This window comes from Pseudomonas sp. LW8 (genome assembly GCF_041956865.1).
Taxonomy (GTDB): Bacteria; Pseudomonadota; Gammaproteobacteria; order Pseudomonadales; family Pseudomonadaceae; genus Aquipseudomonas; species Aquipseudomonas siliginis.
The window spans coordinates 781,817-795,986 of sequence record NZ_CP168138.1 but is presented as its reverse complement, the minus strand read 5'-3'; the positions used below and the strand labels follow the sequence as shown (position 1 = coordinate 795,986).

At 61.2% G+C, this 14,170-nt stretch carries 9 protein-coding genes; 5 read left to right on the top strand and 4 right to left on the bottom strand.

Features of this window, described 5'->3' with window-relative positions; genetic code table 11:
- Window positions 1-9 precede the first annotated feature (9 nt).
- From AB9L16_RS03605 to AB9L16_RS03595, 3 genes are all read left to right on the top strand, one after another.
- Window positions 10-663, top strand: coding sequence for an ABC transporter permease (locus AB9L16_RS03605; RefSeq protein WP_039759484.1), 654 nt, complete (start codon window positions 10-12; stop codon window positions 661-663).
- The gene (locus tag AB9L16_RS03600; RefSeq protein WP_016771732.1) at window positions 660-1,817 is read left to right on the top strand and encodes a betaine/proline/choline family ABC transporter ATP-binding protein; all 1,158 of its coding nucleotides are present in this window, start codon (window positions 660-662) and stop codon (window positions 1,815-1,817) included. The genes AB9L16_RS03605 and AB9L16_RS03600 overlap by 4 nt, the downstream gene beginning before the upstream one ends.
- A 654-nt stretch (window positions 1,818-2,471) precedes the next feature.
- Window positions 2,472-3,635 carry a type III PLP-dependent enzyme gene (locus AB9L16_RS03595; RefSeq protein WP_016771733.1) on the top strand — a complete coding sequence of 388 codons (1,164 nt, stop codon included), beginning with the start codon at window positions 2,472-2,474 and terminating at the stop codon, window positions 3,633-3,635.
- A 300-nt stretch (window positions 3,636-3,935) separates the two neighbouring features.
- Here AB9L16_RS03595 and AB9L16_RS03590 read toward each other — a convergent pair whose 3' ends face one another.
- Window positions 3,936-4,691 carry a tetratricopeptide repeat protein gene (locus AB9L16_RS03590; RefSeq protein ID WP_375123119.1) on the bottom strand — a complete coding sequence of 252 codons (756 nt, stop codon included), beginning with the start codon at window positions 4,689-4,691 and terminating at the stop codon, window positions 3,936-3,938.
- Window positions 4,688-5,368 carry a Fe2+-dependent dioxygenase gene (locus AB9L16_RS03585; RefSeq protein ID WP_122692827.1) on the bottom strand — a complete coding sequence of 227 codons (681 nt, stop codon included), beginning with the start codon at window positions 5,366-5,368 and terminating at the stop codon, window positions 4,688-4,690. The genes AB9L16_RS03590 and AB9L16_RS03585 overlap by 4 nt, the downstream gene beginning before the upstream one ends.
- Window positions 5,369-5,575: 207 nt before the next feature.
- Here AB9L16_RS03585 and AB9L16_RS03580 point away from each other — a divergent pair, with 207 nt between their 5' ends.
- Complete coding sequence (locus tag AB9L16_RS03580; protein WP_150636079.1) at window positions 5,576-7,897, top strand: TonB-dependent siderophore receptor; 2,322 nt, start codon at window positions 5,576-5,578, stop codon at window positions 7,895-7,897.
- 235 nt (window positions 7,898-8,132) lie between these two features.
- A complete protein-coding gene (locus AB9L16_RS03575) occupies window positions 8,133-10,661 on the top strand; it encodes a PepSY domain-containing protein (protein WP_375123753.1) in 2,529 nt (842 codons plus the stop codon).
- A 119-nt stretch (window positions 10,662-10,780) separates the two neighbouring features.
- On the opposite strand, the gene AB9L16_RS03570 is transcribed toward AB9L16_RS03575, so the two are convergent.
- Window positions 10,781-12,322 (bottom strand): alkaline phosphatase D family protein, encoded by a 1,542-nt coding sequence (locus tag AB9L16_RS03570; RefSeq protein WP_375123118.1) that lies wholly within the window; start codon window positions 12,320-12,322, stop codon window positions 10,781-10,783.
- A gap of 114 nt (window positions 12,323-12,436) precedes the next feature.
- Entirely contained in the window at window positions 12,437-14,170 is a 1,734-nt protein-coding gene (locus tag AB9L16_RS03565; RefSeq protein WP_375123117.1) for a PTS fructose-like transporter subunit IIB, read from the bottom strand.

Genomic DNA, 14,170 nt, shown 5'->3' with positions numbered 1-14,170 from the left:
GGAGAAGTCATGGAATTTCTGAACGCCTTTTCCCATCTCGACTGGCAGCAGGTGATGCACCTGACCTGGCAGCACATCACTCTGGTCGGCATCGCCGTGACCCTGGCGATCGTCATCGGCGTGCCGCTGGGCATCCTGATGACACGCTTCCCCACCCTCGCCGGCCCGCTGCAGGCCAGCGCCACGGTGCTGCTGACCGTGCCGTCGATCGCCCTGTTCGGTCTGCTGCTGCCGTTCTATTCCAAGTTCGGCCAGGGCCTGGGGCCGCTGCCGGCGATCACCGCCGTGTTCCTTTATTCGCTGCTGCCGATCATGCGCAACACCTACCTCGCCCTGACCGGCGTTGAACCGGGCATCCGCGAAGCTGCGCGCGGCATCGGCATGACCTTCGGCCAGCGCCTGCGCATGGTCGAACTGCCGATTGCGGTGCCAGTGATCCTCGCTGGCGTGCGCACCGCCGTGGTGATGAACATCGGCGTGATGACCATCGCCGCGACCATCGGCGCCGGCGGCCTCGGTGTGTTGATCCTCGCCTCCATCAGCCGCAGTGACATGTCGATGCTTATTGTCGGCGCGCTGCTGGTCAGTCTTCTGGCGATCTTCGCCGACCTGTTTCTCCAATGGCTGCAACGCTCGTTGACTCCAAAAGGACTCCTGAAATGATCGAACTTCAAAACCTCAGCAAAACTTTCCAAAGCAACGGCAAAGATGTCAAAGCCGTGGATTCGGTAAGCCTGACCGTCAATGAAGGCGAGATCTGCGTGTTCCTCGGGCCATCGGGTTGCGGCAAAAGCACCACGCTGAAAATGATCAACCGCCTGATCAAACCGACTTCGGGCAAGATCCTCATCAACGGTGAAGACACCACCGATCTCGACGAGGTGACCCTGCGCCGCAACATCGGCTATGTGATCCAGCAGATCGGTCTGTTCCCGAACATGACCATCGAAGAAAACATCGTCGTGGTGCCAAAACTGCTCGGCTGGGACAAACAGAAATGCCACGACCGCGCCCGCGAACTGATGAGCATGATCAAGCTTGAGCCCAAGCAGTATCTGCATCGCTACCCGCGTGAACTGTCCGGTGGTCAGCAACAGCGTATCGGCGTGATCCGCGCCTTGGCCGCTGATGCGCCGCTGCTGTTGATGGACGAGCCGTTTGGCGCGGTCGACCCGATCAACCGCGAGATGATCCAGAACGAATTCTTCGAGATGCAGCGCGCGCTGAACAAGACCGTAATCATGGTCAGCCACGACATCGACGAAGCCATCAAACTGGGCGACAAGATCGCCATTTTCCGCGCCGGCAAGCTGCTGCAGATCGACCATCCGGACACCCTGCTGGCGCATCCGGCGGATGATTTCGTCAGCAACTTCGTCGGCCAGGACAGCACGCTCAAACGCCTGCTGTTGGTGAAGGCCGAAGACGCGGCGGACAACGCGCCGTCGGTCAGCCCGGAAACGCCAGTGGCCGATGCGCTGGAATTGATGGACGAGCACGACCGTCGCTACGTGGTGGTCACCTGCGCCGAGAACAAGGCGCTGGGGTACGTGCGCCGTCGCGACCTGCATCGCCAGACCGGCACCTGCGCGCAATTCCTGCGCGAGTTCAACGCCACCGCAGCGTACGACGAGCACCTGCGCATCCTGTTGTCGCGCATGTACGAGTTCAACCGCGCCTGGCTGCCGGTAATGGACGCCGAACGGGTATTCCTCGGTGAAGTGACGCAGGAATCGATTGCGGCTTATCTGAGTTCGGGGCGTTCGCGGGGGATGAAGACCAGTATCGTCTCGCCGGCTGAGACCGTGGTCGCGTAAACCATCTACGCGGTTGAAACCCGATCCCTGTGGGAGCGAGCCTGCTCGAGAAAGCGCAATATCAGTCGACGCTGATGGCGGCTGTGAAAATGCCTTCGCGAGCAGGCTCGCTCCCACAGGATCTACGCAATTTTGTTGATCTTCACTGGGTGACAAAGAATCTCAACAGCCTCTCCTGCTAGAGTGTCGTCAATTCAGCTTCTTCAAGGTCCAAATCCCCCTTCAAAAGACTCTCTCGCTGCCAACGTCGCCGATGTTGCAGCCATCACACTTACCAACGATCTAGCCGACAAAAGCCACGAACGTGCAGGTATTTTTAACACTCGAAAATTTGCCGGGAACATCTGCCCGTCATCTCGGTCGGGTAGAAGGAGTGATGAACGCGACGCACGTCAGAAGCGTGCAAAAACGCGACATTTTTAGTTGATCTCGCGCCCCTCACGCCCTAAAGTTCGCGCCGAACGTCCATGCTGGAAACGATCCATCCGGCTCAAGTACTGACGACGAGACAGCAAGGCCAAGGGATAACCGCACATCTCTGGGCCTTTTTGCTTTCGGCGGCAATGCCTTGGGAAGTAGGCGAACCAAAGTGGGGATACGGAGGGCGTTCATGCACCCATTGTTTTTACGAGTTTGCCCATAGGAGCACCCAGCATGTCGATCCAGGTCGAAGACTATTTCGCGCGCGCTACATTCGACAAAATGAAGGCGTTCGCCGACAAACAGGAAACCCCGTTCGTGGTGATCGACACCGCGATGATCGCCCAGGCCTACGATGACCTGCGCGCCGGTTTCGAATTCGCCAAGGTCTACTACGCGGTCAAGGCCAACCCGGCCGTCGAGATCATCGACCTGCTCAAAGACAAGGGCTCGAGCTTCGACATTGCCTCGATCTACGAGCTGGACAAAGTCATGGATCGCGGCGTCAGCCCGGACCGTATCAGCTACGGCAACACCATCAAGAAATCCAAGGACATCCGCTACTTCTATGAGAAGGGCGTGCGTCTGTTCTCCACCGACTCCGAAGCCGACCTGCGCAACATCGCCAAGGCTGCACCGGGTTCGAAAGTCTATGTGCGCATCCTCACTGAAGGCTCGACCACTGCTGACTGGCCGCTGTCGCGCAAGTTCGGCTGCCAGACCGACATGGCCATGGACTTGCTGATCCTCGCTCGCGACCTCGGTCTGGTGCCGTACGGCATCTCGTTCCACGTCGGCTCGCAACAGCGCGACATCAGCGTCTGGGACGCGGCGATCGCCAAGGTCAAAGTAATCTTCGAGCGTCTGAAAGAAGAAGACGGCATTCACCTGAAGCTGATCAACATGGGCGGCGGCTTCCCGGCCAACTACATCACCCGCACCAACAGCCTGGAAACCTACGCCGAAGAGATCATCCGCTTCCTGAAAGAAGACTTCGGTGATGACCTGCCGGAAATCATTCTGGAGCCTGGCCGCTCGCTGATCGCCAACGCCGGTATTCTGGTCAGCGAAGTGGTGTTGGTTGCGCGCAAGTCGCGCACTGCTGTCGAGCGTTGGGTTTACACGGATGTGGGCAAGTTCTCCGGCCTGATCGAAACCATGGACGAAGCGATCAAGTTCCCGATCTGGACCGAGAAGAAAGGCGAGATGGAAGAAGTCGTCATCGCCGGCCCGACCTGCGACAGCGCCGACATCATGTACGAGAACTACAAGTATGGCCTGCCGCTGAACCTGGCGATTGGTGATCGTCTGTACTGGTTGTCGACCGGTGCGTATACCACCAGTTACAGCGCGGTCGAGTTCAATGGCTTCCCGCCGCTGAAGTCGTTTTACGTTTAAGAGGCAGCGGCAAGTTTCTAGCTGCTGGCTGCAAGTGAAAAGCCCATGACGTGTCATGGGCTTTTTTGTGTCTGTGCGTTCGACTTGAAGTTTTGCGGGGTACTTGAAACCGAGGCCCCTCACCCCAGCCCTCTCCCAAGGGAGAGGGAGCCAACCGAGGTGTAGCGCATCATGCACCGACCAGAAGGATCGAGTCGATTATGGATTCGGCAAAGCACTTTCAGGTCGGCGTACCTCTTAAACATCCCCCAATCAGTCCCCTCTCCCTCCGGGAGAGGGTTAGGGTGAGGGCTTGCGAATTCAGACGCGCTGCAATTCTGCATAGCGAAGCGAGAACCGAGCAGCCATCCCCTGGATTTTTGGATCTGTAGCACTTAACAGCGTTTCACTCGCCACCCGCAGGAAATTCAGATTGCCCCCGGCCAAGGCTTTCTCAAGCCAAACAACCGCTTCATCAATCCGCCCCTCATCCGCTAAAACTGCAGCGAAACTGAACTGCCCACGAAAATCCCCTCCCTCAGCCGAACGCCGATACCAGTCACGCGCCGCCAGCGGATCCGCCTGACACACCTGCCCTTCCTCCAGATAGCGCCCCAGCAGGTTCATCGATTTCGCATGGCCCAACTCAGCCGCGCGCCGGTACAACGCCAGCGCCTGCTGATGATCAACCTTCACCCCGCGCCCGGTGGCCAGTAGATTTGCAAGGTTGTACATCGCCCAGTCCAGCCCCGCCTCGGCAGCGATTCGATAATGCTGCGCCGCCACCGAGGCTTCCGCCGCACATCCCCAACCATGCTCATGGCAACGCCCGAGCATGTTGCGCGCCATCAGATGCCCGCGATTGGCGGCAATAGCGAACCAGCGCAGCGCCAATGGCTGATCCTGGGCGATGCCTTGGCCATCCAGCAGGATCTGCCCAAGCAACGCCTGCGCTTCAACCTCGCCCTCGCCCGCCGCCAGCAAAATCGCCTGCGCAGCGCGGGCCGGGCTTTCTTCAAGCATCGCCGCCAACCCGGCCGCATCGAGGACTTCCTCGCGGCGTAGCTGGAAACTCATACCTCGACCCAACGCCGCAGCAAGTTGTGATAAGTGCCGGTGAGGCGGATCAGCGAAGGGTGATCGGGGACGTCCTGAGTCAGCTGCTGAATCGCCCCGTCCATCTCGAACAGCAACGCGCGCTGGCTGTCTTCGCGCACCAGGCTCTGCGTCCAGAAAAATGACGCATAACGCGCACCACGTGTGACCGCATTGACCTTGTGCAAACTGGTGCCCGGATACAACACCATGTCGCCGGCTGGCAGCTTCACGCGCTGGGTGCCGTAGGTGTCCTGAATCTCCAGTTCGCCGCCGTCATAACCTTCAGGCTCGCTGAAAAACAGCGTCGCCGACAGATCGGTGCGCACCCGCTCGATGCTGCCCTTGGGCTGGCGCACGGCATTGTCGATGTGGAAATCGAAACTGCCGCCGGCCGTGTAGCAGTTCACTAGCGGCGGGAAGACCTTGTGCGGCAGTGCGGCAGACATGAACAGCGGATTTTTCCACAACCGCTCGAGCATCGCCGCGCCGATTTCCTTGGCCAGCGGGTGGCCTTCGGGCAGTTGCAGATTGTGCTTGGCCTTGGCCGACTGGAAGCCGGCGGTGATCTTGCCGTCGGCCCAATCCGCTTGCTCCAGTGCCTGGCGGATGCGCTGCACTTCATCTTTTGCGAACAGCCCGGGAATGTGCAGCAGCATGGCGATGTCACCTGATGGCAAGAAGGCGGCAATGGTATTGATTCTTATTGACCGTGTAAAACCCGCAAGACGAATGAACGGGCAGAAACCGTAAGGGCAAATTGTAAAGAATGTAAATTCAATGCGAATAACAATGTTTCGCAATTGATACGAATACCTGTTTACCCTATATTCCGCCGCCTCAAATCCTTGGGGAGGGGAATAAAAATGGCACGTCAACACGCACAATTACCGGTCAGTTCACCACGTCTGCTCGCCTCGGCAATCGGTGTCGCAATCACCGCCGGCTCGGCTGGGCAGATGGTCTTCGCGGCGGAAAAAACCGAGAGCAAAACTTCCGGCAACGCCATTGCCCTGGATGCCACCGCCATCACTGGTGAAGCCCAGGACTCGACCTCCTATCAGGTCGAAAAAGCCTCCTCGCCCAAGTACACCGCACCGCTGGTCGACACGCCGCGCTCGGTCACCGTCATCCCGCAGCAAGTGCTCAAGGACACCGGCGCGCTGAATATGCAGGACGCCCTGCGTACCGTGCCGGGCATTACCTTCGGTGCCGGTGAAGGCGGCAACCCGCAGGGCGACCGTCCATTCATTCGCGGCTTCGATGCTCAGGGTGACACTTACCTGGACGGCGTGCGCGACACCGGTTCGCAGAGCCGCGAAATCTTCGCCGTGGAAAACATCGAAGTCAGCAAAGGCCCGAACTCGGCGATTGGCGGTCGCGGCGCCGCCGGCGGCAGCATCAACCTGGTGAGCAAGAAAGCCCATCTGGGCAACTCGTTCGACGGCGGCTTCACCTACGGCTCCGACCAGACCCAGCGCTACACCCTCGACGGCAACTATCAGTTCAGCGACAGCGCTGCCGGCCGTCTCAACCTGATGAGCCACGAGAGCAACGTCGCCGGTCGCGACAAGGTCGATTACGACCGTTGGGGCATCGCGCCGTCGCTGGCCTTCGGCCTGGGCACCGATACCCGTGTAAACCTCGACTACTACCATCTGGAAAGCAACGACACCCCGGACTCGGGCATCCCGTACACCATCCCAACCGGTGGTTCGGCCGCACGCACCAAGTCCAATCCGGACAAGCCGTACGCCGGTGGCGATCACGACAACTTCTATGGTCTGGATCGTGACTTCCGCAAGGGCCGCACCGACACCGCGACCTTCGCCATCGAGCACGACCTCAACGACGCGCTGACCATCAAGAACACCCTGCGCCACGGCAGCAGCATGCAGGATTACATCCTCACCCAGCCGGACGACAGCAAGGGCAACGTCAACAACGGCAGCGTCTGGCGTCGGGCCAACACGCGGGTGAGCAACACCGAAACCACCACCAACCAGACCGACCTGTTCGGCACCTTCTACGTGGCCGGTTTCAAGAACAGCTTCTCCACCGGTGTTGAATACACCCGTGAGCAGAGCGAGAAATCCTCGTACAACGTCAACACCGACACCACGCCGCGTACGACCAATGTGCCTTCCAGCAGCAACTGCACACCGGCGATGATTGGCGCTTCGAGCGGTTACAACTGCACCTCGCTGTCGAACCCGAATCCGAACGATCCGTGGAACGGCGCAATCTCGCGCAACTACGCCGGCACCGACACCCAGGCCGACACCTACGCGCTGTACGTGTTCGACACGCTGGAATTGTCCGAGCAATGGCTGGTGAACATGGGCCTGCGCTACGACCACTTCGACACCGATTACAAAACTTACAACGCCGCTGGCCGCACCACCTCCAAGGGCGATGACACCAGCGAATTCGTCACCGGTCAGTTCGGCGTGGTCTACAAGCCGGCGGAAAACGGCAGCATCTACGCCTCTTATGCGACCTCGGCGACACCGCCGGGCAACACCTTGGGCGAAGGTCAGGAAGGCAACCCGCTGGGCGGCACACCGGATCGCAGCGGCAACCTGCTGAGCAGCGACATGGAGCCGGAAACCACCAAGAACTATGAGATCGGCACCAAGTGGGATCTGCTCAATGATCGCCTGTCGCTGACCGCCGACATCTTCCGCACCGAGAAGGAAAACGCTCGCGTGCAAGTCGATACCAGTTCCTACGAGAACGCCGGCAAGACCCGCGTACAAGGCTTCGAACTGTCGGCCAGCGGCAAGATTACCGACAAGTGGCAGGTGTTCGCCGGTTACGCCTTCATGGACAGCGAACAGGTTGACGGTGGTCCGTTGGGTCGCGCCAACGACGGCAACGATCTGCCGAACACGCCGAAAAACAGCGCCAGCCTGTGGACCACGTATCAGGTCACGCCAAAGCTGACGATCGGTGGTGGCGCGTTCTACGTCGACGACGTCTACGGCAGTGTCGCCAACACGACGATGGTCGATTCGTACGTGCGTTACGACGCGATGGCGGCCTACAAGCTGACCAAGAACGTCGACCTGCAACTCAACGTGCAGAACCTGACCGACGAAACCTATTACGACAAAGCCTTCTCGACCCACTTCGCCAATCAGGCGGCGGGACGCACGGCGCTGTTGAGCACCAATTTCCACTTCTGACCGATGTGAATACCTGTGGGAGCGAGCCTGCTCGCGAAGGCAATCTTTCAGCAACATCGATGCTGACTGACACACCGCTTTCGCGAGCAGGCTCGCTCCCACAGAGAATGTGCCGCGAGGCTCGGCCCCGTTCATTCAGTTGAACGGGGCTTTTGTGTGTTACGCAAAACGCTTCTTGATAACCCACGGCATAATGCGCGCCGTGATGACAATTTCCGAACGGACGGCGAGTGACGTGTTGAAGAAAACCCTGTTCCAGTTGCACTGGTTTTTTGGCATCACCGCAGGGCTGGTGCTGGCCCTGATGGGCATCACCGGCGCGGCCTATTCGTTTCAGGACGAGATCCTGCGCGCGCTCAATCCGTCCGTTCTGCAGGTGGAAAAACAGGTCGCCGGCGTGCTGCCGCCAGTGGAACTGGTGGAGCGCATCGAAGCCGCGTCCGGCAAGAAAGTCGCGATGCTCTGGGTCGAGACCGACAGCGGTCACGCCGCACGGGTGTTCTTCACCCCGCCCAAGGGCGAACGACGTGGCGAAATGCGCTACTTCGACCCGTACACCGCCGAGTTCAAGGGCGATGCCACCGGCCAGGACTTCTTCGGCCTGATGCTGCAACTGCACCGTTTCCTCGCCATGGGCGATACCGGGCGCAACATCACCGGCGCCTGCACCTTGATGCTGCTGTTCTTCTGCCTCTCCGGCCTTTATCTGCGCTGGCCACGCCAGTGGAACAGCTGGCGCGTGTGGTTGACCCTGGACTGGAAAAAGAAGGGCCGCGCGTTCAATTGGGATCTGCACTCGGTGGCCGGTACCTGGTGCCTTTTGGTCTATCTGCTGCTGGCGTTGACCGGCTTGTCATGGTCGTACGAGTGGTACAACAAGGGCCTGACCCGACTGCTTTCCGACGCGCCGCAAAACGAACGCGTGCGCGGCGGTCGCGGCCCGGCGCCGGAAGGCCCGGCACCGACCGCCGACTACGCGGCGATGTGGAGCAGCATCTACAGCGCTGCCGGCCCGGGTCTGGCCGCGTACAACATTCGCATGCCGGCGGTGGCCGGCCAGCCGGCGACGGTGTTCTACCTGCTCGACAGCTCGCCCCATGACCGCGCGCTGAACCAGATCACCCTCGACCCGGCCACCGGCGTGGTCAAACGCGTCGACCGCTATGCCGACAAAAGCTTCAAGGCCCAACTGCTGACCAGCATTTATGCGCTGCACGTCGGCAGCTATTTCGGCCTTGTCGGGCGCATCATCGTGACGATCGCGGCGGTGTGCATGCCGCTGTTCTTCATCACTGGCTGGCTGCTGTATCTGGATCGTCGGCGCAAGAAAAAGCAGATCAAGGATGCCCGCCTGGGCCTCGCGCAACCGTCCACCGAGGCTTCGGCCTGGCTGATCGGTTTCGCCAGCCAGAGCGGTTTCGCCGAACAATTGGCGTGGCAGACCGCCGGACAATTGCAGGCCGCCGGGTTGCCGGTCAACGTGCAGCCGCTGGCCAATATCGGCGAACAGGAACTGCGCAATTCCAATAACGCGTTGTTCGTGGTCAGCACCTTCGGCGACGGCGAAGCGCCGGACAGCGCCCGTGGTTTCGAGCGCAAAGTACTGGCCAAGGCCTCGACACTCGATGGCCTCAACTACGCCGTGCTCGGCCTCGGCGATCGGCAGTACGCGCACTTCTGTGGCTTCGCCAAACGCTTGCATCAATGGCTCGGCGAGCACGGCGGCAAGACGCTCTTCGCCCCGGTGGAGGTCGACAGCGCCGATCCCTACGCGCTGCGTCACTGGCAAACGCAACTCGGCCAGCTCACCGGACAGGCGCCGAGCGAAACCTGGCAAGCACCCAGCTACGACAACTGGACGCTGGTCCGTCGCGAACTGATGAACCCCGACAGCAGCGGCGCGCCGGTCTATCTGCTCGGCCTCAAAGCCCCGGACACCCGCAGCTGGCTGGCCGGTGACCTGGTCGAAGTGCTGCCACGCAATTGCCCGTGGGCGATCGAGCATTTCCTCGACGGCCTCGGCATCCGTGGCGAAACACCGGTGAAGGTCAACGGCATCGACGAACCACTGGAAGTGGCCCTCGCCTCACGCCAACTGCCCGAACACCGCGCGCATCTGGTCGGCTTGCATGCGCAGTCGCTGGTCGACGCGATGGTGCCACTGGCGATGCGCGAATACTCGATCGCCTCGATTGCCGCTGACGGCTTGCTGGAGCTGATCGTGCGTCAGGAACAGCACAACGACGGCAGCCTCGGCATCGGCTCCGGCTGGCTCACCGAGCATGCGCCTGTGGGCGGCAGCATCAGCCTGCGCGTGCGGCGCAACAGTGGTTTCCACCTGCCGAACGAACCCGTGCCGATGATCCTGCTGGGCAACGGCACAGGTCTCGCCGGCCTGCGCAGCCTGCTCAAGGCACGCATTGCCGATGGTCAGCAACGGCAGTGGCTGCTGTTCGGCGAGCGCAACCGCGAGCACGACTTTCTCTGCCGCGCCGAGCTCGAGGAGTGGTTGGTCAATGGTGATCTGGCGCGGCTGGATCTGGCGTTTTCGCGGGATCAGGCTGAGAAGGTTTATGTGCAGGATCGCTTGCGTGAGTCGGCGGATGAACTGAAGAAGTGGTTGGCTGATGGTGCCGTCATTTATATCTGCGGCAGCCTTCAAGGGATGGCCTCAGGCGTAGACCAGGCGCTCAACGATATCCTCGGCAGCGCCGAAGTCGAACGCCTGATCGAACAGGGCCGCTATCGCCGGGATGTTTACTGACCCAACACCATCCCCTTGTGGGAGCGAGCCTGCTCGCGAAGGCGATTTAACAGTCAACATTGGTGTTGGCTGTAGGTCCGCTTTCGCGAGCAGGCTCGCTCCCACAGGGGACGCGCTGCTCAGTCCGGTTGGAGTTTCTGTTCGTAAACAGCGATGCCATCCAGATCCCGCAACACCACGCTCATCTCGCCGCTCTGCCCTTCGATATTCACCTCACCAAAAAACTGAAACCCGGCAAACGGCGAAGTGTTCTGTGCGGGCGGTGCTTTCTCGAACACCACCTCTGGGCCAAACGTCTTGTCCAACGGATTCGGCCCGAAACTGCCGGCGTTCAACGGTCCGGCAACAAATTCCCAGAACGGTTCGAAATCCTGAAACGCCGCGCGGTCCGGATGATAGTGATGCGCCGCGCAGTAGTGCACGTCCGCCGTCAGAAACACGAAATTGCGCACCTGCTGCGCGCGCAGGAATCCGAGCAGCTCGGCGATTTCCAGCTCTCGCCCCTGCGCCGGGCCGGGGTCGCCGTTGGCCACGGCTTCCCAACGCGCAACGCCCGGACTGACCTCGCCGTCCGGCACGCCAAGGCCGATGGGCATGTCGGCGGCGATGACTTTCCACTGCGCCTTCGATGCCTGCAATTCACGCTTGAGCCAGTCCAGCTGCTCGCGGCCGAGAAACGGTTTTGCCGCGCCAAGGTTGGCATCGTTGGCTTCGCGATAGCTGCGCATATCCAGCACGAATACGTCGAGCATCGGCCCGTAGCTGAGCTTGCGATAAATGCGCCCGCCGCCGTCCGCCGCTTGCAAACGCATCGGCGCATATTCCAGCCACGCCTGCCGCGCGCGGCCGACCAGCTTGTGGATATCTTTCTCCTGATAACGCTCATCCAGCTGCTTGCCCGGTGACCAGTTGTTGACCACTTCGTGATCGTCCCACTGCCAGATCTGCGGCACTTCGGCGTTGAAGCGGCGGATGTTTTCGTCCATCAGGTTGTAGCGATAGTTGCCGCGATAATCGTCGAGGGTCTGCGCGACTTTGCTTTTGGCTTCAGTGGTGACATTGCGCCAGATGCGCCCGCTTTCTGTGGTCAGTTGCGCGGGCACCGGGCCGTCGGCGTAGATGGTGTCGCCGCTGTGAATAAAGAAGTCCGGCAGGCGCAGGCGCATGGCTTCGTAGATGCGCATGCCGCCGATGTCCGGGTTGATCCCGAAGCCTTGGCCGACGGTGTCACCGCTCCAGACAAAACGGATGTCGCGTTTTGTCGTTGGCACGCTGCGCAGATGGCCGAACCACGGTTCGCTGGCGACGCCGCTCTGGGCATCTTCGAAGTGCACGCGATAGAAAATCGCCTGGTTGGCCGGCAGGCCGGTGAGTTCGACGCGGGCGGTGAAATCGCTGCGCGCATCGGCCAGTGGCGAGACGAATTTGCGCGGGTTGCCGAACAGGCTGCCGGTGTCCCACTCGACCACCATGCGCGCCGGCCGATCGCTGCGACTCCAGATCATCGCGCGGTCGCCGAGCAGGTCGCCGGACTGCACGCCTTCGGTGAGCTGCGGACGATCCTTGACCGAGGCAATCACCGCCGGCGCCAGCCCCGGCAGCAACAGCCCGGCGCCGACCGCTTGCATGACGCGACGCCGACCGAGATTGAAATCGCTCATGGTGTTCTCCCTGCAAAAGGGAAAACTTAAGCACGGGTGTATGAATCCGCTATGACAATGCAGACTCCTGTGGGAGCGAGCCTGCTCGCTCCCACAGGGATTTGGTGTTGTCGGTCAGGCCTTGGCGGGCTCCAGCGGTAGCTCGACAGCCTCAGGCCGTTTGAGCAGCGCATACACCACCGCCGTGACCAGGCTCCCCGCGACAATCGCCAGCAGATACAGCAGCGCATAGTTGATCGCATTGGGGATCGCCAGCACGAACAAGCCACCGTGCGGCGCCATCAGTTTGCAGCCGAAGTACATCGACAAGGCACCGGTCAGCGCGCCGCCAGCGATGCTCGCCGGGATCACCCGCAGCGGATCTTTCGCAGCAAACGGAATCGCCCCTTCCGAGATAAAGCACAGGCCCAGCACGAACGCTGCTTTGCCGGCCTCGCGCTCGGTCTGCGCGAACTTGCGCCGGGCAATGAAGGTGGCGATGCCCAAGCCAATCGGCGGCACCATGCCGGCGGCCATGGTCGCGGCCATCGGTGCGTAACTCTGCGAGGCCAGCAGCCCCACCGAAAACGCATAGGCAGCCTTGTTGATCGGCCCGCCGAGGTCGACGCACATCATGCCGCCGAGCAGCACGCCGAGCAGAATTGCGTTGGTGGTGCCCATGCTGTCGAGGAACTGGGTGAGCGCGGCGAGCATGCCGGCGACCGGTTTGCCGACCACGTAAATCATCACCAGGCCGGTCACCAGACTGGCCAGCAACGGGATGATCAGAATCGGCTTCAGCGCTTCCAGGCTCTGCGGCAATTTCACATAGCGGGCGATGGCTTTGGCGGCGTAACCGGCAATGAAACCGGCAATGATCCCGCCGATGAATCCGGCGCCCAGAGTGCCTGCGAGCAAACCGCCGATCATCCCCGGCGCAAGGCCCGGGCGATCGGCGATCGAGTAGGCGATGTAACCGGCGAGTAACGGCACCATCAGCTTGAACGCGGTGTCGCCGCCGATCTGCATCAGCGCCGCCGCCAGCGTGCCTTCTTCCTTGTACGCGGTGATGCCGAACACGAAGGACAACGCGATCAGCAAACCACCCGCCACCACCATTGGCAGCATGTACGACACACCCGTGAGCAGGTGCTTGTAGACGCCGGTTTTCTCGGACTTGGTCGGGGCCTTGCCGTCGCTTGCCGCACTTTCGACAGCGCCTTCGGCCAAGGCTTTTTTCAAAGTCGCTTCAGACTGCTTCAGCGCAACGCCCGTGCCGCAGCGATAGATTTTCTTGCCGGCGAAACGCTCGGTGGCGACGTCGATATCCGCCGCCAGCAACACCACGTCAGCCTCGGCGATGGCCGTTGCGCTGAGTGGTGTTTTCGCGCCGACCGAGCCTTGGGTTTCGACCTGCAATTCATAACCCAGACGCTTGGCAGTCTGCTGCAACGCTTCGGCGGCCATAAAGGTGTGGGCGACGCCGGTCGGGCAGGCCGTGATGGCGACGATGCGCGGCGCACGTGGCGCATCAATCGCCGGTTCGACTGCGCTGGCCACGTAGACTTCGGCTTCTTCAGCACCGCGACGCAGTACCGCTTCGACATCCTGCAGCGCCTGCGCCGGAGCGATCTGGAACACGCGCTTGCCGACGAAGCGACTCATGTCCACCGCGCCAGTGGTGACCAGCAAGACCCACTCGGCGGCTTCGATGGTCGCCGCCGACAACTCGCGTTCCGGGTGTGCCGGATCGACCACTTCAACGCTGGTGCTCCAGCCCTGGCGCTGCGCCGCTGCATCGAGCAGGCGCGCGCACAGCACACTGGTGACCATGCCGTTCGGGCAAGCCGTAACAATGGCTAACTTCAT